This window comes from Mesorhizobium sp. B1-1-5 (assembly GCF_006443065.1).
Taxonomy (GTDB): Bacteria; Pseudomonadota; Alphaproteobacteria; order Rhizobiales; family Rhizobiaceae; genus Mesorhizobium.
The window spans coordinates 163,035-183,024 of sequence record NZ_VFWS01000001.1 but is presented as its reverse complement, the minus strand read 5'-3'; the positions used below and the strand labels follow the sequence as shown (position 1 = coordinate 183,024).

At 59.8% G+C, this 19,990-nt stretch carries 21 protein-coding genes, 2 tRNA genes and 2 pseudogenes; 10 read left to right on the top strand and 15 right to left on the bottom strand.

Annotation, left to right across the window (positions count from 1 at the left end):
- Window positions 1-807 (top strand): ABC transporter permease, encoded by an 807-nt coding sequence (locus FJ980_RS00950; RefSeq protein WP_140541089.1) that lies wholly within the window; start codon window positions 1-3, stop codon window positions 805-807.
- Between the two features lie 421 nt (window positions 808-1,228).
- On the opposite strand, the gene FJ980_RS00945 is transcribed toward FJ980_RS00950, so the two are convergent.
- Entirely contained in the window at window positions 1,229-1,588 is a 360-nt protein-coding gene (locus tag FJ980_RS00945; RefSeq protein WP_140541088.1) for a metalloregulator ArsR/SmtB family transcription factor, read from the bottom strand.
- Between the two features lie 430 nt (window positions 1,589-2,018).
- Here FJ980_RS00945 and FJ980_RS00940 point away from each other — a divergent pair, with 430 nt between their 5' ends.
- The 3 genes from FJ980_RS00940 to FJ980_RS00930 all read left to right on the top strand — a co-directional run bounded on the left by FJ980_RS00940 (window position 2,019) and on the right by FJ980_RS00930 (window position 3,036).
- Window positions 2,019-2,213: a hypothetical protein gene (locus tag FJ980_RS00940; RefSeq protein WP_140541087.1), complete on the top strand. Its 195-nt coding sequence runs from the start codon at window positions 2,019-2,021 to the stop codon at window positions 2,211-2,213.
- A gap of 107 nt (window positions 2,214-2,320) precedes the next feature.
- Window positions 2,321-2,566, top strand: coding sequence for a DUF982 domain-containing protein (locus tag FJ980_RS00935; protein WP_095767103.1), 246 nt, complete (start codon window positions 2,321-2,323; stop codon window positions 2,564-2,566).
- Window positions 2,567-2,793: 227 nt separating this feature from the next.
- Complete coding sequence (locus FJ980_RS00930; protein WP_095767102.1) at window positions 2,794-3,036, top strand: DUF982 domain-containing protein; 243 nt, start codon at window positions 2,794-2,796, stop codon at window positions 3,034-3,036.
- Window positions 3,037-3,315: 279 nt separating this feature from the next.
- On the opposite strand, the gene FJ980_RS00925 is transcribed toward FJ980_RS00930, so the two are convergent.
- The gene (locus FJ980_RS00925) at window positions 3,316-4,275 is read right to left on the bottom strand and encodes a glycosyltransferase (protein WP_140541086.1); all 960 of its coding nucleotides are present in this window, start codon (window positions 4,273-4,275) and stop codon (window positions 3,316-3,318) included.
- Window positions 4,276-4,385: 110 nt separating this feature from the next.
- Window positions 4,386-4,613, bottom strand: a pseudogene (locus FJ980_RS35900) (DapH/DapD/GlmU-related protein); the annotation flags it as partial.
- A gap of 458 nt (window positions 4,614-5,071) precedes the next feature.
- Here FJ980_RS35900 and FJ980_RS00915 point away from each other — a divergent pair.
- Window positions 5,072-5,857 carry a hypothetical protein gene (locus FJ980_RS00915; protein ID WP_140541085.1) on the top strand — a complete coding sequence of 262 codons (786 nt, stop codon included), beginning with the start codon at window positions 5,072-5,074 and terminating at the stop codon, window positions 5,855-5,857.
- 165 nt (window positions 5,858-6,022) lie between these two features.
- Entirely contained in the window at window positions 6,023-6,949 is a 927-nt protein-coding gene (locus FJ980_RS00910; RefSeq protein WP_140541084.1) for a hypothetical protein, read from the top strand.
- Window positions 6,950-7,115: 166 nt separating this feature from the next.
- On the opposite strand, the gene FJ980_RS00905 is transcribed toward FJ980_RS00910, so the two are convergent.
- From FJ980_RS00905 to FJ980_RS00890, 4 genes and pseudogenes are all read right to left on the bottom strand, one after another.
- Entirely contained in the window at window positions 7,116-7,424 is a 309-nt protein-coding gene (locus FJ980_RS00905) for a HigA family addiction module antitoxin (RefSeq protein WP_140541083.1), read from the bottom strand.
- Between the two features lie 27 nt (window positions 7,425-7,451).
- Window positions 7,452-7,729: pseudogene (locus FJ980_RS00900) on the bottom strand (type II toxin-antitoxin system RelE/ParE family toxin).
- 82 nt (window positions 7,730-7,811) lie between these two features.
- Window positions 7,812-7,888 (bottom strand) — tRNA-Arg (locus FJ980_RS00895).
- A 55-nt stretch (window positions 7,889-7,943) separates the two neighbouring features.
- The gene (locus FJ980_RS00890; RefSeq protein WP_140541082.1) at window positions 7,944-8,249 is read right to left on the bottom strand and encodes an ETC complex I subunit; all 306 of its coding nucleotides are present in this window, start codon (window positions 8,247-8,249) and stop codon (window positions 7,944-7,946) included.
- 247 nt (window positions 8,250-8,496) lie between these two features.
- On the opposite strand from FJ980_RS00890, the gene FJ980_RS35780 reads away from it, so the two are divergent.
- From FJ980_RS35780 to FJ980_RS00875, 3 genes are all read left to right on the top strand, one after another.
- Window positions 8,497-9,465, top strand: coding sequence for an NAD(P)H-dependent oxidoreductase (locus tag FJ980_RS35780; protein WP_140541081.1), 969 nt, complete (start codon window positions 8,497-8,499; stop codon window positions 9,463-9,465).
- Window positions 9,466-9,600: 135 nt separating this feature from the next.
- Window positions 9,601-10,776 carry an NAD(P)/FAD-dependent oxidoreductase gene (locus FJ980_RS00880; RefSeq protein WP_140541125.1) on the top strand — a complete coding sequence of 392 codons (1,176 nt, stop codon included), beginning with the start codon at window positions 9,601-9,603 and terminating at the stop codon, window positions 10,774-10,776.
- Between the two features lie 73 nt (window positions 10,777-10,849).
- Window positions 10,850-10,926 (top strand) — tRNA-Pro (locus FJ980_RS00875).
- Between the two features lie 246 nt (window positions 10,927-11,172).
- Here the strand turns inward: FJ980_RS00875 and FJ980_RS00870 are convergent.
- The 5 genes from FJ980_RS00870 to FJ980_RS00850 all read right to left on the bottom strand — a co-directional run bounded on the left by FJ980_RS00870 (window position 11,173) and on the right by FJ980_RS00850 (window position 16,400).
- On the bottom strand, window positions 11,173-12,189 hold the full coding sequence (locus FJ980_RS00870; RefSeq protein ID WP_140541080.1) for an AIR synthase related protein: 1,017 nt from the start codon (window positions 12,187-12,189) through the stop codon (window positions 11,173-11,175).
- Window positions 12,186-13,334 carry a DNA methyltransferase gene (locus FJ980_RS00865; RefSeq protein WP_140541079.1) on the bottom strand — a complete coding sequence of 383 codons (1,149 nt, stop codon included), beginning with the start codon at window positions 13,332-13,334 and terminating at the stop codon, window positions 12,186-12,188. The genes FJ980_RS00870 and FJ980_RS00865 overlap by 4 nt, the downstream gene beginning before the upstream one ends.
- Window positions 13,328-14,326 carry a hypothetical protein gene (locus FJ980_RS00860; protein ID WP_140541078.1) on the bottom strand — a complete coding sequence of 333 codons (999 nt, stop codon included), beginning with the start codon at window positions 14,324-14,326 and terminating at the stop codon, window positions 13,328-13,330. The genes FJ980_RS00865 and FJ980_RS00860 overlap by 7 nt, the downstream gene beginning before the upstream one ends.
- Before the next feature lie 191 nt (window positions 14,327-14,517).
- Window positions 14,518-15,786 (bottom strand): hypothetical protein, encoded by a 1,269-nt coding sequence (locus FJ980_RS00855; protein ID WP_140541077.1) that lies wholly within the window; start codon window positions 15,784-15,786, stop codon window positions 14,518-14,520.
- Complete coding sequence (locus FJ980_RS00850; protein WP_140541076.1) at window positions 15,783-16,400, bottom strand: hypothetical protein; 618 nt, start codon at window positions 16,398-16,400, stop codon at window positions 15,783-15,785. Before FJ980_RS00850 ends, FJ980_RS00855 begins: the two co-directional genes overlap by 4 nt.
- Window positions 16,401-16,478: 78 nt before the next feature.
- On the opposite strand from FJ980_RS00850, the gene FJ980_RS00845 reads away from it, so the two are divergent.
- On the top strand, window positions 16,479-16,775 hold the full coding sequence (locus FJ980_RS00845; RefSeq protein ID WP_140541075.1) for a nucleoside triphosphate pyrophosphohydrolase: 297 nt from the start codon (window positions 16,479-16,481) through the stop codon (window positions 16,773-16,775).
- 273 nt (window positions 16,776-17,048) lie between these two features.
- Here FJ980_RS00845 and FJ980_RS00840 read toward each other — a convergent pair whose 3' ends face one another.
- The 3 genes from FJ980_RS00840 to qatC are packed head-to-tail and all read right to left on the bottom strand — an operon-like array spanning window position 17,049 to window position 19,989.
- Complete coding sequence (locus FJ980_RS00840) at window positions 17,049-17,864, bottom strand: hypothetical protein (RefSeq protein WP_140541074.1); 816 nt, start codon at window positions 17,862-17,864, stop codon at window positions 17,049-17,051.
- Complete coding sequence (qatD, locus tag FJ980_RS00835; RefSeq protein ID WP_140541073.1) at window positions 17,861-18,625, bottom strand: Qat anti-phage system TatD family nuclease QatD; 765 nt, start codon at window positions 18,623-18,625, stop codon at window positions 17,861-17,863. The genes FJ980_RS00840 and qatD overlap by 4 nt, the downstream gene beginning before the upstream one ends.
- Complete coding sequence (qatC, locus tag FJ980_RS00830; RefSeq protein WP_140541072.1) at window positions 18,625-19,989, bottom strand: Qat anti-phage system QueC-like protein QatC; 1,365 nt, start codon at window positions 19,987-19,989, stop codon at window positions 18,625-18,627. The genes qatD and qatC overlap by 1 nt, the downstream gene beginning before the upstream one ends.
- Window position 19,990 lies beyond the last annotated feature (1 nt).

Sequence of the window (19,990 nt, the reverse complement as noted above, 5' to 3'; positions counted from 1 at the left end):
ATGCCGACCTACCGCCCCGGCCCCGTCTCGCTGCTCCTCGCCGTGCTGGTGGCGCTCTTCCTGCTGATGCCGCTGCTTGCCGTCATCCCGGTGTCGCTGACGCCGAGCCGGATGCTGACCATGCCGGCGGGTGAATTGTCGCTGCGCCACTACCGTTCGCTGATCGAGGATCCACGCTGGTTGGACTCGATCCTGCTGTCGCTCAGGATCGGCATCGTCAGCAGCGTTCTCTCGACGGCACTGGCGCTCACCTTCAGCCTCGGTGTGTGGATGTTCCAGCCGCGCTTCACCGCCGCTCTTGTCGGCTTCGTGCTGTTGCCGATGGTAGTGCCGCCGGTGGTCTCGGCGGTGACGCTCTATTTCCTGCTCACCTCGGTTTCCGGCATCACCTCCTTCTTCGGGTATGATACCTGGCTGGGCGTCGCCATGGCGCATTCGGTGATGACCGTGCCTTTCGCCACGGTGCTCATCCTCGTGTCGCTCAGCCAGCTCGACCGGCGCATCGACCTTGCCGCGCGCGGGCTCGGCGCCAGCGTGTGGGAGCGCGCGACGCGCGTCATCATGCCCAACATCAAGTTTGGCATTGTCACCGCGGCGCTGCTGTCTTTCGTGCTCTCCTGGGAGGAGATCGGCGTGACGCTGTTCATCACCTCGGTCAACGCCATCACCCTGCCGCGCCTAATGTGGATGGGCCTGCGTGATAACATCGACCCGGCGATCGCCGCGCTCTCGGTGATCCTGATCATCATCACCGTGCTGGTGCTCGCCGTGCGCAGCGTCGTCACAAGGCAACGCGGCGCACGCTAGAGCGATGCTTCGGCGGGCGGCAAGCCACGTCGTCATCCCGAAGTGCAAGAGGCCCGCCGGAGTGGCGAGCCTCCTACGGAGCCGAAGTGGAAGCTCGGCGCCATCATGATCCGGGGGTGTGGATCGACTCGAAATTTAGCCAACAGCGCCCGACCAGGCGACTTACAAATCTGTAATCTTCGGCTGATCCAGGCCCCCGCGCATACTCAAAATCATTTACTATCAGGGGCTTGCAGCGAAAACCGGGCTTCCAAGCGTCGCCTCTCAAACAAACGTGATGAACCGCCCGGCGAGCGGTATGGCAGGAGCGGTTCAAGGAAACGTGGGCGGGTCACGACGCGGCCGCTTGCACGCAGTCTGCGCCATGGAAGCGCCGCGCCGGACGAAGGCCCCCCGGCCTCGTCCGTGCGTGCCAGTCTGTTCAGGCGGCTTGCGGCCGTCGCATTCTCTCGACAAACGCCTGCCTTGCCGGTCCGGCAAGCGGCTTGTCCATGGTCAGCAGGCCATCGAGCAGCGCCAGGAGCTCGCGCGCTGCCGAAGACTTGCAGGAATAATAGACCATCTGACGATCGCGGCGGGTTTCGACAAGGCCAAACCTGCGCAGTTTGGCCAGGTGTTGCGACAGCGCCGACTGGCTGAGTTCGACCTTGTCGGCGAGCACGCCGACCGAGAGTTCGCCCTCAGCGAGGTAGTTCATGATGAGCAGACGCTTCTCGTTGCCCATCACCGCAAGAAAGGCTGCCGCGCTTTCTGCGTTGGCGGTAAGTTTCTTGGTGACCATCGATTTCCCCATGGTTCATGCTCTTCCGAAGGCCATGGGGGCAATGGCTTCGGAGTTCCAGAGCGTTGACGGGCCTGCCCCGATTTGGACGGGACCTGCCCTGCTTCTTTTCGACCAGAACCCCTTCGTAACCCGGTTGCCACCACGTCGGGGTTGCTGGTCTCGGACAGAACGCACGGCGCTTTTCTCGACGCAAGTCAATGCAGACTCGGAAAAATTCCGTGCTGCTAATGCGTATCAGCGCAGCGCTCATTCGGCAAGAATATAACGAGGCGGGCAAAAACAGCGGTCAGCCGCAGCCGAGAAAGCAGGCCGGCCGAGGCGGCTTACCAACGAGGCCTGCGGCGATGTACCGGCGACTCACTCCCGATCTTGAAGCATGCTAATATGTTAGCCGGGGCAGAGAGGGGCCGGGCTATAGGAGGAAGCCATGACCGCTGTGCGCAACACATTCACCCCCGACGAGACGGCCATGCTTGGCCGTGTCTACGCGAACGGCAATATCGAGGGCGAGACCGCCGAACAGAAGGAAGCGCGCGCTTCGCGCATCATCGCCAATTACATGGCGGGCATCACCGACGAGGCGGAATTGATGGAGCTTTCGCGGCGGCCGCTTGGCAGATGAGCAGCGTGCGCCACCTTCGTGAGACGGCTTCACGTTAAGTTGACGTTCCGGATCGGAACCACGCGGCAAAATTTCGTGTTCCGACATATTTCGGGAGAGCTTTCGCGATGATCCAGGGATGGTTTTCCAGGCCGGTCGAAGTCGCCGTCGGCGTTTCCGGCTCTATCCGGCATATATCCAACGCGGAGCAAGCCGTCGAACTGCTGACCGGCCAATGGCGCGATGCCGGCAGCGCGCTGCATGGCGCGGCGCTGCGCGCCTGCCGCCGGGCGATCCGCGGCGACATCGCGGCGGACAACGCCAGGGAGGCTTTTATCGTCGCCGCGCGCGAGGCGCATGTGCTGGTGGAATAGAGCGTTCCAAGGCCCTTTGGTCGCGCGATTTAGCGGCCCGGATCGCGCGCCAGCCGGTGCCCATGAGCCGGTCCGAACGCGGCCTGTCGCTACCTTAAGATTCTTCGGAACCTAATGCGCGGTGGTTGGTTAACGCGCGGGTTCCGCATCGCCCCGCGGACCTGCATCGGGCGCCCATCCGGCGCCGATTGCTTGCTCTAAAGACAATCACAAGAACGGAGGAAGTGATGAACGATGTCTGGTTTTCCGAACCAGTCGTGATCGATTTCCAGCCAAACGGCCAGCGCAAGGTATCAAGCTGTTTCGAGGCGATGGAATGCCTCGACCAGCGCTGGCCGGGGCCGGCGCGCGGCGGCGCCTGGCGCTCGGCAAGCCGTGTCTGCCGCGATGCGCTCGACGGGCTGCGCAGCCCGGTGGAAGCCCGCAAGACACTGCGCAAGGCGGCCAAGGTCGCCGGCCTGCTGGCGTAGCCTCGATTTCCATTGGCGTCCTATCAGGGGCGTTGCCAAGCCCGTTGCGGTTTCCCATTGCCGCGGCGGGCTTTTGTTTTCGAAGCGGGCGAAGCGACGACCGACGCATACTGCAGGACACCACGCATCCCGTGAGACACGTGAGAAACGCCGGCCGCGGGCTTCGGGGCTGCCTGACGGGTTCAGGCCGTTCCATTTTGGCGAGTCGGAGCCGCAACGCGAGCGCCGGTAAACGATCGGTTCCATAGCGGCGGGCGCAAACCAGGCTTGCGCGCCTGATCAGGCGAAATCGCCAAGCACTTCCGGAAACTGGACCGCCATCGCTCCTTCATCCGCCTGCCGGGCGTAGAGCCGATGCATCTTCGTGCCGTCATATCTGGCCCGGCGGCGCTGCACGTCCTTGCCGAAAAGACCGGCAACAGCGTCGAAGCGCCGGATGATGCGCTTCATCACGCCGCGTTCGAAGGGTATGCGCTGCTCGAACGGCTTGCGCCAGGGCGTGTCCTTTGCCAGGTCGCGCCATATCCTGAGAGCTTCGAGTTCGACGCCGACCTGATTGCCCCACGGCTTGCCGCCCGCGAAATGCCTGGCCCAGGCCTGCGAGAAGCGAAATTCTCTCGCTCCAAGCGATTGCAGATTCCAGTTGGGGTGCATCGTTTGCCATTTGCCCTCGAAGACGACGTTCAGGGCATTTTGATCGTTCATCTGGCCATGAATGGCGGTCTTTCGCGTCTGCTCCAGCAGGGCGTTCTCCCGGACGGCGTTCATGTCGAAGACGACGACACCGGAATTAAAATACGGCGCTCCGGGCGCCAGCTTGAGCTTTTGCCGGTATGAAGGCCTGAAATACATGTAGTCGTCATGCGCGGCGAGCAGCGGCGCGTGCAGCCGCTGCCCGGCCAAGTCATTGATATCTCTGTTGAAGAGAACATCGCAATCCGCGTATGCGATGCGATCATACGGCTCGAAAACCGGAAACTGGTCGGCGAAAAGCCGAACGTAAGCGGCAATGCTGTGTGTTCCAAAGCGAAAGCCGAAATTGGTCATGAAATCCGTGACATCGACCAGTTCGACCTTGCCCTTAAGCAGATGACGGGCGACCTCAAAGTCCGTTTCGCTTGCGCCGGTGTAGAGCAGAAAGCCGTCGATGGGCGTGGAGACATCAATTATCCGGCGCGCTGTCAGGCAGGCATATGGAAAGTAGTTGCCATCGGTCGCCAGGAAGAAACACGATTTCATTTTCCGCTAACCGCTAGCCGTCATCTCGTTGCGGTGCCTGCCACAAAATGCTTCTCGACGAAAGTCTCAATCGGGCCGGTGAGCGAGGCCGCCTCGCGCCTGACCTTATCGTCGTCCCAGCGCCACCACTGGATTGCCAGCAGCTTCGCTATGGTCTCCTCGGGGAACCGATATCTGATCAGTCGGGCTGGAGACCCGCCGACGACGGCATAAGGCGGCACATGTTTGGTCACGACGGCACCGGCGCCGACGACCGCGCCATCGCCGACCTCCACGCCCGGCAGGATCATTGCACCATTGCCGATCCAGACGTCATTGCCAACGGTGATGCCGGCCGGCTTGCCGCCTTTTGCGGTTGGCTCCGGCTGATTCAGCAACCGGCTGTAGATTGGAAATGAGGTTGCGCTCTCGGTCGGATGCTGGCCAGAGCAGATGAAAACCACACGACCGGCAACCGAGCAGAAGGCGCCGACTTGCAACGGAGCATCCTTCAAGGGGGCCAAGACTTTTCGCCATGTCACGCCGTAGGTATGGCGGCCAACGGTCACATGCTCCGGCAATCCGGAGCGCATGTCCCTTAGCCATTTGGAAAGCGCCGACATCCAGATCCCTCCCCAATACTTCTGCGACATAGTCTCGGACCGGCCGAACCATCAACCGGGAACTTCGGTCGGCGCAAGGGAGCGATCCACCGAAAACCTGTTATCCGCGCAACGACATTGGGGAAATTTCGAGTGGATTGAGGTTGCCTCTGTTGGTAGAGGGGAGCGTCTCAGACACATCTCCCATAGATCGAATGAACGACGTTTTTGGCTATATCGCCTATGGCGATAACGAGGTTTATCACTTCGGCGCGCTGCTCAGCGCGCTTAAGCTTCTGCACAATTGCCCAGGCGCCAGGATAATCGTCGCAACCGACAGGCCCGAACTCTTTCGCCCATACCCCGTTGAGACGATCGCTATAACCGCCGACCAGAAAGAGTTGATGTCTTTCGGCTGGCGCTATCATTTCGGCATCAAGGCTGCTTTCCTGATCGAGATCCTGAAGCGAGCGGACCGCCTGATCTTCATGGACTCGGACCATTATGCTTATGTCGATCCATCCAGAGGGTTCCGACAGATTTCTCCGACACGTTCTTTCATGCGTAAGTGTGAGGGCGAGCATCGGCTTTACCCGGTTCTCACAGGCAAAGGCGTCAAAATCGGAGACTACACCCTGACAGGCCGCGAACCGATGTGGCAAAGCGGAATCCTCGGCATTCATCGAGCCAATGCCGGTGCATTGACCGAGGCCTATTCCGCGATGTTGGCCGTACGCGAATTGACCAATACGGACGCACCGGAGCAGTTTTGCATCGGGGTCGCGCTCTCTCGAAATGGCTTGACTCTGAGCCGACACCGCCTCCCGGTCAGCGACTACAACACACGCGGCAAAAAGGCTTTCGCCAGCCCGCGCGTGCTGCAGTTCTTCAAGATGTACAGCGACGCTCCAATTGCCGAGCAAATAAGAAGAGCCGGCTGGTATCGCCTATGGCGAACTCCCATGGACCTATGGCGCCAGCGAGACAGGTGGTCACTCTAAACTGGCTATGAGAACTGACGGCAGGGGGGAATGTTTCGCCGGATCGAGCAGTTCTGCCATTGATTTCAGCGCTCCGACTCGGCGCCTTCGATCTCTTTCCATACCAGGGGCCAAGGGATCGGGGGCGAACTTCCCTTTCTCCTCACGTCACGTTATGCAGGCCAAATGGGTCTGAAGATTGTTGATATCATAACCAGAGCGCCGGCAATCATCGCGGCGAAGGAAGTCAGAAATGGCTTAGTGTACAAGGCTTTCGAGCATCGGGGCAAAGCGGCCGGACGCATTTTTGCAGACCGCCTGAAAGCCACTGGTGCATCGCGTGTCTGTTTTACGGTGGCGTTCAATACGCCCTGGGTCATAGATGCGCTGGCCAAGGCATGGGAAATGCACCCGCCGGGAATGACCCTGGCCGTTGTCGACAATTCGACCGATCCGGCATCGAGACAGGCAATAGAAAGCATCTGTGAGGTAAGAGGCGTACCTTACTTGGCGCTGCCGATGCGGGTGGAAAAACATCTGTCCAGATCGCACGGAACCGCGATAAACTGGGCTTGTCATAACATCATACGGCACCTGGAGCCTGAGTTATTCGGCTTCATTGATCATGACTGTTTCCCGGTAGTGCCTTTTGACATCCCGGCCAAGATGAAAGGCAAGGTTGTCTACGGCAAGCTCTTCCTTCCAGGTCGAAATCATATCCACGAGCCGAAGCCGACCGATCGACACTGGAATTTATGGGCAGGCTTCTGCTTCTATCGCTTCTCCGCCACGACCGGACGAAAGCTGAACTTCGAACCCCGCTTGAACAAGGGGCTTGATACTGGCGGCGCAAACTGGAACGTCCTTTACTCGCATTTGGACAGAACAAGTGACGTTGCGGTAGCCATCGCGCGGGAAAACCCGATGACGATGGCGGGGGCGGTCGGGCACCATGAGATCATCGAGGAAGCGTTCTTCCATGTTGCCGGCGTATCCTACCCTGACCGACCCAGCTATCACCGCAGAACAGCTGACCATCGAAAACTCATCCGCGACTACGTCTGGAATAAATATCTTGGCGGCGCGAGCGGCAGGGTAGCCGAAGACTTTTAAGCGCCGACCAGATCTTCGGGCCAAAAGTGTTATCCATGTCTCCGGTATAAACCGTAACCTATGTGTCCGGAACGCGCCCAAAAAAATGGCGATCCCGGCAGGATTCGAACCCGCGACCGTCGGTTTAGACGGCCGGTGCTCAATCCAGCTGAGCGGCGGACCGTTGTTACGCTGCGTGCAGCGTTGGGATAGCGCTGACATCCACGTCCCGTTCGGCATGCCAAGCATCATGAGCCGCCTGCATGCGAAGCCAGATCGCCGCGCCGTCGCCGAACATCTTTCCGAGCCGAGCCGCGACGGCCGGCGAAACCGGCTTCCTTTCGCGAGTGATATCGTAGAGCTGCTGTCGCGAAATCCCGAGCAGCCGGGCGATCTCCACCTTAGTCTTTCCAGTCGCCGGGATGATGTCCTCAAGCAGAGCTCCCGGGTGGGACGGGCAACGCTCGACGGGACGCTTCGGCTTGTGCTCGCTCATAAATCCGACTTCCCCAGTCTGTCCGCCTCAATGATACTGTTCGAAATCGACGCGGCGGCCTCTTCGCCATCGAATTCAAATGTGATGCACCACGGGCCGTTCACATGGACCGTATAACGGGTCGGATCGAAGCCCTTTAAGGCATGAAAATCAAACCCTGGCAGGTCCATATCTTTTGGCCGCTCAGAGGCCGCAAGGCGGTCAAGCCGGACAAGGATGCGCTTGTGCATCTTGGCATCGATCTTTCCAGTTTTCCCGGTGGAGAACAGATCTGCCAGCGCTTTGCTTTTGAATGACTTGATCATGCGTCATGTAAGCAGATAGCGTACACAAACCAAGTTGGCGTAAGCAAAAAACGTACATTTGCGTCGACAAGATTGCCAAAAATGGCGATCCCGGCAGGATTCGAACCTGCGACCATCGGCTTAGAAGGCCGGTGCTCTATCCAGCTGAGCTACGGGACCGTCGGCCGGCCGGGCCGGCTGAGGCGGGTTACGCCAGGCGGCGCAAGACCGGGAGTCAATGCGTCCAGGGCGTCCTGCGGTCATAGCGGAAATTGTCCGAATAGGAAATCTGCCGGCGCTTGGTTTCCTTCGGCTCTTCCACACGATAGCCGATCTTTTCCTTCTCGGCATAAGCCACAGCCTCTTCCTTCGTCTCGAAGGTGAGCTTCACCTGGCTCAGCATGTCGCCCGAGGTGGTGTAGCCCATCAGCGGGTCGATCTTCTTGCGCTGGGCGGGGTCGAATTCCAGCACCCAATGTCCTGTCTTGGCCTTGCCGGACTGCATCGCGGTTTTGGCTGGACTGAAAATTCGCGCGGACATGACCACCTCTTTGCCGCCCGAAGACCGGGCACCTTGTTCGGCGCGACATCAGAGCCTCCCGCAGGAGGCCTGAAATCTCGCGCCAATCCGTCATTACTGCGCAATGGCCGCGGCGGCAAGGCCGCAAGCGGCCAGGCCCCCGCCACTGCGTAGGGAACCTCGCTGCGCTGGCGACATTATCGAAAGGTCGGCCGACCGGCCCGGGCCGGCCCAACCCTGTGAGCCCATCAGAACCGGACGTTTCGCCATGACCAATGCAACCGAACACGCCGTCCTGCAGCTCGCTGTGCTTGTCGGCAGCCTGCGCGCCCAGTCCTTCAGCCGCAAGATCGCCAAGGCGCTCGCCGCCCGCGCGCCGGATTCGGTGCGCTGCCGCTTCATCGAGATCGGCGACCTGCCGCTTTACAACGAGGATCTGGATGGCGACAGCCCGCCTGCGGCGTGGGCGGCTTTCCGCGCGGCGATACGCGAATGCGACGCGGTGCTGTTCGTCACCCCGGAATACAACCGCTCGATCCCGGGCTGCCTGAAAAACGCGCTCGATGTCGGCTCTCGTCCGCCGGGCAAGAGCGTGTTCAAGGGCCTGCCAGCCGGGGTCGTCAGCGTCAGCCCGAGCAAGATCGGCGCCTTCGGTTCCAATCAGGCGCTTCGGCAGACCTTCGTCTTCCTCGACATGCCCGTGATGCAGCAGCCGGAGGCCTATATCGGCAATGTCGCGGAGCTGCTCGACGATAAGGGCGCCGTCACCAATGCCGACACCGCCGCCTTCCTCGAGAATTTCATGGCCGGCCTGGAAAGCTGGATCAGGAGGGTCCATCCCGGCGGCTCGTCCTTCGATGCCTTCATGAAGCAGCGCGAGAAGATCGCCGAGGACTATGTCAATGGCGATGCCACCTCGCTGAAGGCGATCGTCACCCACGCCGGACCGGCGACGTTCTTCTCGCCGCGCGGCGACCATCTCGAAGGCGCCGAAGCGGTCGCCGGCCGCTACGAACGCGACGCTGCAAGCTTCCACAAGGGCGGCAACACCGACCTTGAGGTGCTGCAGGCTTCGGCAAGCGGCGATCTGGCCTTCTGGAGCGGCTTGCAGCATGCCAAGGCGCGCATCGGCAAGAACGGCGAGGCGACCGAGATGACCTTGCGGGTGACGGAAGTGTTCCGGCTGGAGGATGGCGCGTTCAAGCTGGTGCATCGCCACGCCGACCCGGCTCATTAGCCGGCGCTTGTAAAAATCCGCGACACAATGCCGGAGGTCTCGCGACATCCGCCTATTTCATTTGGCGCGTGAGCGGCATATGTCAGATACATGGTCGTGCCAGTTGAAGGCATGATGGCGACGATAAAGACACCAATGGACGCGGAAGCGAAAGTCTTGCCGTCGGGGGTCGGCGAGCCTGCGATACTGGAAGGCGCGATTGTCATCGGCGCGGGCGCCGCCGGGCTTGCCGCCGCTTATGCGCTGGTCAAGGCCGGTGTGACGACGCAGGTCCTGGAACGCGAGCAACGGCTGGCCGAGCCCTGGCATCGCCGCCACGACAACCTTCACCTCAACACGCATCGCGACCTCTCCTCGCTGCCGGGCGTTTCCTTTCCGGCGGGAACGCCGGCCTTCCCGCACCGCAGCGCGGTCATCAGCCACCTCAACGATTTCGCCGAAACGCACCGGCTGCCGATCGCCTTCGGCGTCAAGGTCGACGAGATCGAATTTCGTGACGACCACTGGCTGTTGCGGACAAGCGCGGGCTTGAGGGCGGCGCGCTGCGTGGTGATCGCCAGCGGGCGCGACAGGCAACCCTTCATTCCTGCCTGGAAGGGCATGGCAGATTTTTCAGGATCGATCATCCACTCGGCCGATTTCGGCAAGGCGAGCGACTATGCCGGCAAGACGGTGCTGGTGGTCGGCGCCGGCAATTCCGGCTTCGACACGCTCAACCATCTTTCCCGCGCCGAGACGGGCCAGATGTGGCTTTCGGCGCGCAACGGACCTTCGCTGCTGCCCAAGCGTATCGGCAAGATCGCCGTGCACCGCTTGTCGCCGGTGATGGCGAGCCTGCCGACAAGGCTCGCGGACGCGGCCATGGCGGCAACGCAGCGCCTGGTGTTCGGGGATCTGACGAAATACGGCCTGCCCCCTGCCCCGGCGGGCGGCGCCAGCCGGCTCGGTTCCGACTATACGGCGATCGCCGCCGACGACGGCGCGGTCGATGCCATCAAGGCCGGGCGCATCATCGTGGTGCCGCAATTGCGCGAATTCAGGCGCGACGGGGTCGTGCTGGACAACGGCCAGACGATCGCGCCCGACATCGTCATTGCCGCCACCGGCTACCGCACGGGGCTGGAGACGATGCTGGGCCGGCTCGGCGTGCTCGATGCCAAGGGCGTGCCGTTGTTCAACGGCGCCGCGAACGACCCGAAGCTGCCCGGACTCTGGTTCACCGGCATGCGGCCGAGCATTCGCGGCTGCTTTGCCAACGCAAGGATCCAGGGCGCTGCGATCGCCAGGAAGATCGCCGGCCAGCAACGCTGAGCGGCATCGCCAGTTCCGACCTCGGTTTTTATGTTGCCTTCCGGGCGTGCGCCCCCTATACGCCGCGGGACGTCGGAGTGTAGCGCAGTCTGGTAGCGCACCTGATTTGGGATCAGGGGGTCGCGTGTTCGAATCACGCCACTCCGACCATTTAAAATCAATGACTTACGTGGAAATCGATTTCAGATCAGCATTTCAAATTGATCTGGGTCGTCACCGGGTCGTCACCGATCTAGCTTGTCCTGGCCGCAACGATACCGGAATCGGAGCGTGTCCTGCCCGGTAGTGTGGCTCGGCGGTAGCCGCTCGTGAGCGAGCTGCACAGCGGTGGTCATCCGGACGACATGCGCGAACGAAGGCACGGCGCTCAGTCACAGGAGGTAGCAGTGTAAACCGTTAGGGAAGCGGAAGCTCATGCAGCATCCGGCGGTATTCCTGCACCCCCTTCGCAAACCAAGAGTCCTTTGCGAAGCGTTCCGATTCGAGTCTGCCTAACGGCAGGGTAACGTTACTGGAAGCGAGAACGACTGTGGCGGGGCCATCGAAAAAACGACCGATCGAAGTCGCCTGCCCGCCAAGGCGTTCGACCAAATTCACTACTTCATCAAATTTATGGGGCGAGATAGCTGCTGCGATCGTCCAATCGCCCCAGCCAAGCCAAAATCTTTCCGGCCTCGGATCAAGGTCTCGGTGTTTTCCTGCCATTGAGCTCAACTCAATACGTAAACCCAGCGCGTTTACCCTGGAGAGTTCCTGTAGCGTCGGGGCGAGACCGTCACTGCTGTCCATTGCACACTTCACCAGAGCTCGCTGGTGGAGCTCGTGCATTAACCGGGCTTGCGACACAGGGGCATACAGTGGGCTGCTGATTCGGTCGACTGGAAAGCCACGCCGGATGCGCTCCGCGTCGGCCCAAAACCTGCCTCCTTCACCTACCACGACCAAATGGTCGCCGGAGGCCGCGCCGGCCCGCGTAAGGGGTGGGCGAGCCGAAACACCGATCGCCGTACCCGTTCCGGCAAGCACATCAGCCTCTCGCAGGTTCCCGCCCACATAGCTCAAACCATTGACTTTGCAAGAGTCGCGGATGCCGGCAAGCAACCGATGGAAATCGGCGACGCGGAGACTCTCAGGCATTTCGAGAGCCGCGAGGAACCCAACTGGCGCGGCTCCTGCAGCGGCGATGTCCGATGCATTGATGGTGGCCAGCAGCCAACCCACCCAGTAGAGGTCTTCGTCACCAGCAATGGCACGGGCCGCCGGCGTCGGCACCGGATCGGTAGTAACAACAATATGACCCTTGAGCGTACCTATCGCGGCACAGTCATCACCGGCGCCCGACGTGTAAGCTGGGATGATCTCTCGCAGGATCCGCCTCTCACCGAGCTCGCCCAGCGTGGCGTCGCCGTTCATTTGCGAAACACCAAAACAGTCTCACGCACGAGACTTGGCATTTGTCGCCGGCCTGACGGTATCTGCCGGTGCCGTTCCAGGTGGAGCTTAAAGCCGGCCGCAATTAGGTTCTCGGTAAAGCGTGTCTGTGCGTCGGGCCGTTTCGGTGATTGACCAAACACGATTACCGCCGTCGCATCATCCTTCATAACACGGCGAACCTCTTTGAAGACGATGTCCAACTCGTTTAGGTACTCTTCGTAGGCCGTTATTCGGTGTCGTTTACTGCGTGCGCCGATCTCTTGACGGCGGAGCGGCTCAATTTCCTGTTCTTCCCACTCCATTGTGAGACGCTGCGCTTTTACGTAATCCGCCACGCCGAAGTACGGCGGCGACGTTACCACGCAATCTACCTGCGCGTCCGGCAGTGCTACCAACGCAGATGCCGCATCGTCATTGATAATTGTTGCCGTTGGCACGGGCCCGTTTGGTAGGGCACGCTCGGAATAGGCATCGGCCATCCTTCCCAGTGCCGTTGAAAAGAGCGCGCGCGCATCGGGGGCTCGATGCCCTTTCGGACGCGTGTTGTCGCAAACGTACCCCCAGTGACGATCTTCGCGGCATGCCGGGAGTAGGATCGAAGAAAAACAGGCGCGCGCAATTAGGGACCCGCTCTCCGAGGTCTGCCTTTTGACCAGCGTCCGCAGCCGACGAAGAGTCGATAATGTGCTCGGCATGTACCATTTATCCCCCTGAACTGCGGGCGGCAGCTCAGCCTCGGCGAACTCCTCCCAGTAGCCTCGAAGTTGAACCAAAATTCCGTTTATTGTCGCGCGTATATCGGCGGCGGAATTAGGTAGCGTCTTCGCGCTGCCAAGAAGACAGGAAACCGGGTTGAGGTCGATCCCGATGGCGCGTCGTCCAAGGCGCTGCGCCTCCACAAGTGTGGTCGCCGAGCCCATGAAGGGATCAAGGACAAGATCACCGGGGGCACTCATCCTGCCGATCGACAGCGCGGGTATCTGTGAGGGAAAGCGGCATGGATGCCAGTGCACTGCCGAGAAGGCCGATTCACTTGCTTGGGCGGGAAAGTCCCAGTCTATTTCTCCGAAACGGCGAAAGGTGGCGCGCGTTTCGACGTCGCATGCGCTAGAAGTATTCAACATGTCCGCCCAGCATACCACTCTAGGAATTCTCGACCCGTGCGCTCCGATGATTGCACGTGCGCCCCTCCTCCGAAACCGTAAAGGACCAGACTTTCGGACTTCTCCCCCACTGACCAGCTCGACCCCGTTGCGGGGTCAACCGCCATGATCCGTTTTTCAAAAGTACCGCGGTCACGCAAGCAATATCCGTACGGACGCTGAACGCGGCGCTGCCTAAGGAATTCCTCGATGGAGCAGGCAAGATCATCCCGCGACGCCTGCATCACCGGGTGATCGTGGGCAGTCAAGTGAGCGAGGAGGCGAAGCTGAGGAAGTGGACCGAAGAAATCCCGCTGTAAGCGATCCTTGGCATAGGCTGAGGACGACTGGAGCGCGTTCAGCAGCTGGTGGTCGGTATATGTCCAATCCTCCTCAGCCAATGCTCCAGTTTGCAAAGCCTCGCGGATAAGCTTCGATAGTACGGCTTGCCCGGCGACGGTCGGACCATCAAACACGAGCACCTCGTAGGCGCTCTTGCGCAGCGCGGCCCACGCCTGGAGGTTAGCCCGCTCGGTCTCCGGCAAAAGAAGTTGAGTCGTGGTACTGGCACCCAATGAGGACGCCAGGGCGAGTATCATGCCAATATCGAAGCGCATGCCGAGCATCCAGCTCATCCGGGCCACGTTATCCAAATTGTCGAAGTCTACCGAGCCGAAGACAAGCTTTGATGCGGGATGGCGGTGTTCGAGAATGTCGAGCACGATCTCGAATTGGATACCATTCTTTTCACAAAGTCGCTTGAACTGCGGACGCCTCGACGCGTGAAACTGGTGGAGTTCGGCGTCAGGATGGTGTCGCCGCTTCACAATGGCGGGCAAAATCGTCTCATGGTGCCAATCGAACCGGTCCATAAGCGCATATTCGAAGAGATGTGCGAAAGCAGGTGTACCAGCGTCGTGCACGATTATGCTAGCGAGAAGCGCTCGGAAGTCGTCGTCGTTGAGGCCGATCATTGGATTCTCTAGGGCCAAGCGAAGGACGCCCAAGGTGTGCGAGTACCGCGTGACTTCCGCGAGGCCTGAGAGGCTCGGTGAGTTGATATTGATTAGCCTTACCTCCGACAGCCTTCGGAATTCTGGCGCGGTGAGCAAGGGCACAAGGAAAGTGGGAAGATCAAACTGGCCGTACAAAGGATCGCGAATTATCATTGGTCCCGTCTCAGCCCCCGCAGCCTATCCCAGAGAATTTGACGGCCGCTTTTCGGCGTCGCGAACAGGAGCGTTGCTGCCAAGCCAGCAAACACCTGGATTGCCGCCTTCTGATTTTCCACGAAGTTCGCAAGTATCGGCTCCCAGTTGCCGAGGACAGGACGAAGGCTTGAAACGACACTCGTTGGATAGGCGATTGCAGCTGCAAGCGCGAAGAGCCCCACGATTGGAAGGATCAGCTGGACAAAAATGCTTCGGCGGCTCCGCTTATAAATCCGGGCTATCGTGCCCCTGACCTTGCCTGACCCAGAGGCTGCGAGCTCTTCGTAGGCAAGTGCGTACATTGCTTGATCGACGGTCGACGAGAACCGCGCTGACGGTGCTTTGTAGGGACTGCCATTCGACAAAGATATCATTTTCTCAATGGCGTTGGCACGGAATGCATCTAGTCGTATCAATTCAAAAGGGCCGGCGCCTTCGGCAAGCGCAGCTGCGAGCACCGCGAGTGGATAGAAGGCTGGATAGCAGAGATAATCCCTGCTCTGGATTTGCTTGCCTTCACTTTGCTCTTCGTAGTCGAAAAAGGAGATGAGCTCTTCACGGTTTACCGTCGCACGTGCAATGACTTCGAAGCCGTGGGCTCGGAGGCCGGCGACTGAATGGGCATTCGCGTGCCCCGCGATTGCCCCAGCAAGGCCGATGGTGGACAGAAGCTGGGCGTCGCCGAAATGCTCGGCCCGGTCGGCCAGCCACGCCGCGCCTTTTTCCATAGCCAACCGTGGCCCCCCATGCCTTCGCAGTGCCAGAACAGTCCACGCAGTAGCATCCGTCCGGCCGCCCGCTGGCGACGTAGGATGCGGTGGTGCATCTCCCCAAGATCCATCACTGAGCTGGCGTTCAACGAGGGTTGCGACGATCTCGGAGCTTAGGACCTGTAGTTCCGGATCCTTTGTGCGACCCAGCGCAAGCACGGTGAAGGCGAGCCTTACATTCTGAGGAAACATCTTCCCCGCAGGCCGCATATCCCAAAAGTGGCGGAGCTGCGTCTTTACTCGACCATCGACCTGACTGTCTGGAAAGGCAATCTGGTTTACAACTATTCCAGCGGCAGTTCCGTACGGGCCGATCTGAAATACAGGGGATGCAGCCTCGACAAACTGTCCCCAGCCGGCTAGCGAGTTGTTCGCCGGCTCGGTGCGCACGTGTGCGGTGATAGCATCGCTGATGTCGCGAACTCGAGCCTTAAGGTCCTCGATTTTTGTCATTTAGACAGCTCCATAGCCGTTCGGAGCACTGCGGCCATCATAACCGCATCCGATCTTCTGGGACTGATCCGCCAGTCCGCGGCCTGAGCTTCGTCTGCGCCGATGGCTGCGAGCGTTCGGGCAAGCTGTCGGGGTGCATTCAGCGGCCCCGAAAGTATTTCGTACGCTTCCGGCGAACGGGATACGAGGAGGTAGGCGTCCTGCTGCGCAGCGTAGGCAAGAGCCGGCCCGATCGCATCAAATTCGACCCTGCTCGAGTAGTAGTCGCGCGCCGGGTCCAGCGCCGCACTATTGACCCCAAAGAGCAGCGCATGTCCATGGAAGCAATGCTTTTCGTGGTCGTCATAGTCACGACATACCGGCACCCTGCCGTGTTCAGTCATGACAAGCGGCCCTCGGATGCTTTCGATCTTGCGCCGGACTCTGAAAATAGAATCGATGACCGCAGGGACCTCAATAGCAAGATCGGCCAGCGAAGGCAGGTGAAATTGGCTCGCGACAATCACATAAGTGGGGCTAACCGGCCCGAGTCCAACCATTGTGAACACCGGCCCTTCCGCTGTTACCAGCAGGTCGGCGTCGGGTTCACACAAAAAGCACTTTGATTCTATCATAAAGACACGATTACCGCTGCCGCGTCGGGCGAACAATGCGATGCGCGAGCAGTAGGCGCGATGACTTAGGAGACAACTGTGGAAAAATTGGTCCGAGATCTAATTCCGATTAAGATGCAAGAAGCTGGCCTACCCGTCCGCTTCAGGATAGCCCATTCTGAAGAGCGCCTTCAACTGCTAGCAGCCAAGCTCGTAGAGGAGGCAAACGAGTTCCGCCTGAAGCCGAGCATTGAGGAACTTGCCGACACACTTGAAGTGCTTCGCGCGGTTCAGCGAGAGCTAGGCATTGCCGACAACGAACTAGAGGCCAGCCGGGACGAGAAAGCAATTGCGCGCGGCAGATTTGATGCTGGGCTGGTACTGACCCTCGAGTAACGCGCGCATTATGATAACTTAACTCCGGCCACTGTCTCCGAATGGCAATGCACTGGAACTTTCAACGCCACTGGAAACAAACGGCAATTTGTGACCAGGTACGCCGAAAAGCCGCCCGCCAGTCAACGGTCCCTATGTGGAAAAATCCCTTGGGCCTGCGATAGTGTGAAATGGGTATTTTACACTAACGTCGAGTGCGTTCCGACGAGCGGCCTATTTGGGCCTGTTGCGGTCCGGACGCGGCCTCGTAAAGTGCGCCGCAAGAATAGCCTTCTAGGTTGTAGCGGCTCTGATCGCTGCTGATGCCCATTCGGTCATTAGAGAGGCAAGGGTTGGCATCGGCGTAGCGTAGATCGTCCGGGAATCCGGGTCCCAAGAGCTCTGAAGCGCGACGACCCAGTATCGAACCTCTGGACCTGGATCGATCCGGAATCCGAAAATTGGTCCCCCACTCATACCCTTGGCATCCTTGGGTTCGGGTCCGTCTAGCTTAGCCACGAACTGAGCGTGACGCCGAGGTTTGCGATTCGGATCAGCGGTCGTCGGCGTCAAAAACGCCATAACGGGCGTTGCGCTACCGCCGACACCCGGTGTTACCCGATCGGGCGTGAGTTCCACCGGAAGGCCGAGCAAGGCGTAACGGTCAAAGGCAACTTTATGCTGGTGTGCCCATTGCTCCTCGGCTAGCGCGACCACGCCGTTCTTCGCGAGCAAGCGGGCAAAGTGTGGGTTGATTGCAATGACGCCGAAATCCAGCCCTTCCTCGTCGTCATCGATGTAGAAAAGGTCAGCGGTCACCAAGTCGAACGGGACCGGGACATCGCTGACGGTCCCAAGTCCGAACGTGTCTGCAAAAGCAGAACTCTCGATTTTGACGTTCGGATGACTGCGCAGTTCGTCTAGTTCCTTCAATACGTGACCTGCTGTGAGAAAGCACAGCACGTTGTGGATAAGGATGAGCGTGCCGGAGCAGATTGAGAAGCGTTCCGGCTTCTCGTCGTCGTCAGGGATGTGGCGATACGCCACGCAGAGACCAACTAGGTGTCGGCAAAAGAACTGGACTAAGCCGTTTTCTGGAGCAATCGTCATGATATCACCCTGTCCGCGACAAGGGCTGCGAAATTGCTCACAACTTGTCGCCGCAGGGTTTCGGTCTCCAATTCCATTGCCGCGGCGATGAGCTTTACTGCCTGGGCAACGTCACCAGGATTCACCGGCTTGTCACCCACTTCGACGAATGGCCCGTCCGTTTCCGTTAGGATTCGGTCAAGCGGAAGCGATCTAACAAGTTCCTGACCTCGCCCATTGCGGAACATCGCTTGGTTGACCGAGAAGTAGCAACCAAATGCGGCGGCGCGCCGCGCCTCGGTGATCGTGCCGCTGAACCAGTGGAATACGACGCGCCCAGCGGATCGCGGAAAGAGCTCCTCAAGATGGTCCAGAATTTGAGCTGTGGCGCGGACAGCATGGATGGACAGCACCTTGCCTCCACGGGTCGCGCACAGCTGCAGGATCTGACGGAAGACCTCGGTCTGCTTTTCCATGCTGCGGTAGAAACGGGGGCCAGCGTCAAGCCCAATCTCACCGACATAGCGAGTTTCGGGAAGCAATGCCTCAAATAGTGCTAGTTCATTCCAGCGGGCATCGGCCAAGTGTGGGTGAAGCCCTAGTGCGACACGGACGAACTCTTTGCCCTTCGCCAGCTTCTGGTTCTGGCGGAAAGCCTTTGGCGTCGTCGTGACCGCGAGCGTTGCCGTGCGGGCCTCCTCGCATAGGGCAATGGCCTTAGCCAAGTCGGGATAAAGATCGAGGTGGCAGTGAAAATCAACGAAACGTGGCGTAGATGTCATTAGGCAGGCTTCGCTTTGACCTTTTTCAATAAGCCTCCCACCTCTGCCATACCCCGACGGAAAACCCCAACGTAGTCTGCCAATTCACTGGGCGCATCGCCTAGCGGGCCAGGCAACCATACCAAGGCGTCCGCTAAATGAGGTGCCGCCGCGAGCTTATCCACCATCAACTGGAACGAACGAACGTGCTCACCCTCGGCCGACCGGGTATCGAGCGTGTGATCATTGAGGCTCGGTACCGCATACAGGGTGGGGTCGACTATGCCAAGACTCGGGGTAAGGGATGCCCGACGTATGAGGCATGGCACGCAGGTTCCGCAATGGCGCGGCGACATCCGTTTGTAGCGTGCCTTTGCGGGCGAAGAGCAAGACATCGAACTCGCCACTACCTGCCTGAGAAACGGCAGGTCTTTGCAGGCAACCACCATCTCGCCCTTGGTCATGTGGCGATACGGATTCACCAATGTCACCGGAATATCCAGATTGGCGATGAGTTCATTGATCCTTGCCATGTAGAAGGGATGCGTCGTCCGGGTACTTAAGGCTCCCAACCTGAGGGGATCCAACGGTACGTTGAGGCCTATAAGACCGTTCTCCGGTACGATGACTTGGATGGTCCCGGCCAGGGACGAGGCCGCCAACGTCGCTAGGGCAAAGAACAGGAATGAACGGCCGCGTTGGGTTTCTTCTATTTCACCAGTGTCAACGTGATTCTTGTCAAAGCCCAGACGCGTTCGGAGTGCATAGACCTCCCGGGGCGCCATCTTCTTCCCTAGCTGATAAAGGAGTGCCTGCTGCGCTTTGCTTGTCTCCGAGTCCCAGTAGTGGCTTACAAGGAGCGGTCGCCGTCCCCTATCGAAAAGATCGATGGCTCCGATTAGGCTGTCGAGCCCTCCGGAAAACAGGCAGACCTCATCAAAACCTGTCAGCGCCATGACGGTCGGAACTTGTGCCAAGGCGCCGAAGCCGGGTGGGCGCTCCCTAAAGAAAATCCTCCAGTGATCACCGGTCAGGAATCTCAAAGTGCGTTCCAGCAAATCACTTTGGGATCGCCAGAGTGCGACATTCGACACCGGTACAGTCAGATCCAGTTCGCGCGTCCAGCCGTTCTGCGCGTTCCTTGCGCGCGATACCCTGGTGTCCGCAGCGTTGATCAGCGCTGCCAAGATGAGAAGGTCAACGGCGGTCTCAGACGGACAGAGCCCCAAGGTTCTGAGCTTTTCAAGGGCGTCACCTATCCCGTAGTCCAGGCGGCTGAATGTGTTGACGAACTGAACCTCAACTGGAACCGCGTCGGGTTGAACTATCGAGACGGCCGCCATATCCAAAACGCCCATTCGGCCGATGAAGGCAAAGCGTCTCATC

What these genes read in the sequence shown, in the direction of transcription:
- FJ980_RS00950 (WP_140541089.1), top strand. Translation starts at nt 1, where the DNA reads ATGCCGACCTACCGCCCCGGCCCCGTCTCGCTGCTCCTCGCCGTGCTG.
- FJ980_RS00945 (WP_140541088.1), bottom strand. Translation starts at nt 1,588, where the DNA reads ATGGTCACCAAGAAACTTACCGCCAACGCAGAAAGCGCGGCAGCCTTT.
- FJ980_RS00940 (WP_140541087.1), top strand. Translation starts at nt 2,019, where the DNA reads ATGACCGCTGTGCGCAACACATTCACCCCCGACGAGACGGCCATGCTT.
- FJ980_RS00935 (WP_095767103.1), top strand. Translation starts at nt 2,321, where the DNA reads ATGATCCAGGGATGGTTTTCCAGGCCGGTCGAAGTCGCCGTCGGCGTT.
- FJ980_RS00930 (WP_095767102.1), top strand. Translation starts at nt 2,794, where the DNA reads ATGAACGATGTCTGGTTTTCCGAACCAGTCGTGATCGATTTCCAGCCA.
- FJ980_RS00925 (WP_140541086.1), bottom strand. Translation starts at nt 4,275, where the DNA reads ATGAAATCGTGTTTCTTCCTGGCGACCGATGGCAACTACTTTCCATAT.
- FJ980_RS00915 (WP_140541085.1), top strand. Translation starts at nt 5,072, where the DNA reads ATGAACGACGTTTTTGGCTATATCGCCTATGGCGATAACGAGGTTTAT.
- FJ980_RS00910 (WP_140541084.1), top strand. Translation starts at nt 6,023, where the DNA reads ATGGGTCTGAAGATTGTTGATATCATAACCAGAGCGCCGGCAATCATC.
- FJ980_RS00905 (WP_140541083.1), bottom strand. Translation starts at nt 7,424, where the DNA reads ATGAGCGAGCACAAGCCGAAGCGTCCCGTCGAGCGTTGCCCGTCCCAC.
- FJ980_RS00890 (WP_140541082.1), bottom strand. Translation starts at nt 8,249, where the DNA reads ATGTCCGCGCGAATTTTCAGTCCAGCCAAAACCGCGATGCAGTCCGGC.
- FJ980_RS35780 (WP_140541081.1), top strand. Translation starts at nt 8,497, where the DNA reads ATGACCAATGCAACCGAACACGCCGTCCTGCAGCTCGCTGTGCTTGTC.
- FJ980_RS00880 (WP_140541125.1), top strand. Translation starts at nt 9,601, where the DNA reads ATGGACGCGGAAGCGAAAGTCTTGCCGTCGGGGGTCGGCGAGCCTGCG.
- FJ980_RS00870 (WP_140541080.1), bottom strand. Translation starts at nt 12,189, where the DNA reads ATGAACGGCGACGCCACGCTGGGCGAGCTCGGTGAGAGGCGGATCCTG.
- FJ980_RS00865 (WP_140541079.1), bottom strand. Translation starts at nt 13,334, where the DNA reads ATGTTGAATACTTCTAGCGCATGCGACGTCGAAACGCGCGCCACCTTT.
- FJ980_RS00860 (WP_140541078.1), bottom strand. Translation starts at nt 14,326, where the DNA reads ATGATCGGCCTCAACGACGACGACTTCCGAGCGCTTCTCGCTAGCATA.
- FJ980_RS00855 (WP_140541077.1), bottom strand. Translation starts at nt 15,786, where the DNA reads ATGACAAAAATCGAGGACCTTAAGGCTCGAGTTCGCGACATCAGCGAT.
- FJ980_RS00850 (WP_140541076.1), bottom strand. Translation starts at nt 16,400, where the DNA reads ATGATAGAATCAAAGTGCTTTTTGTGTGAACCCGACGCCGACCTGCTG.
- FJ980_RS00840 (WP_140541074.1), bottom strand. Translation starts at nt 17,864, where the DNA reads ATGACGATTGCTCCAGAAAACGGCTTAGTCCAGTTCTTTTGCCGACAC.
- qatD (WP_140541073.1), bottom strand. Translation starts at nt 18,625, where the DNA reads ATGACATCTACGCCACGTTTCGTTGATTTTCACTGCCACCTCGATCTT.
- qatC (WP_140541072.1), bottom strand. Translation starts at nt 19,989, where the DNA reads ATGAGACGCTTTGCCTTCATCGGCCGAATGGGCGTTTTGGATATGGCG.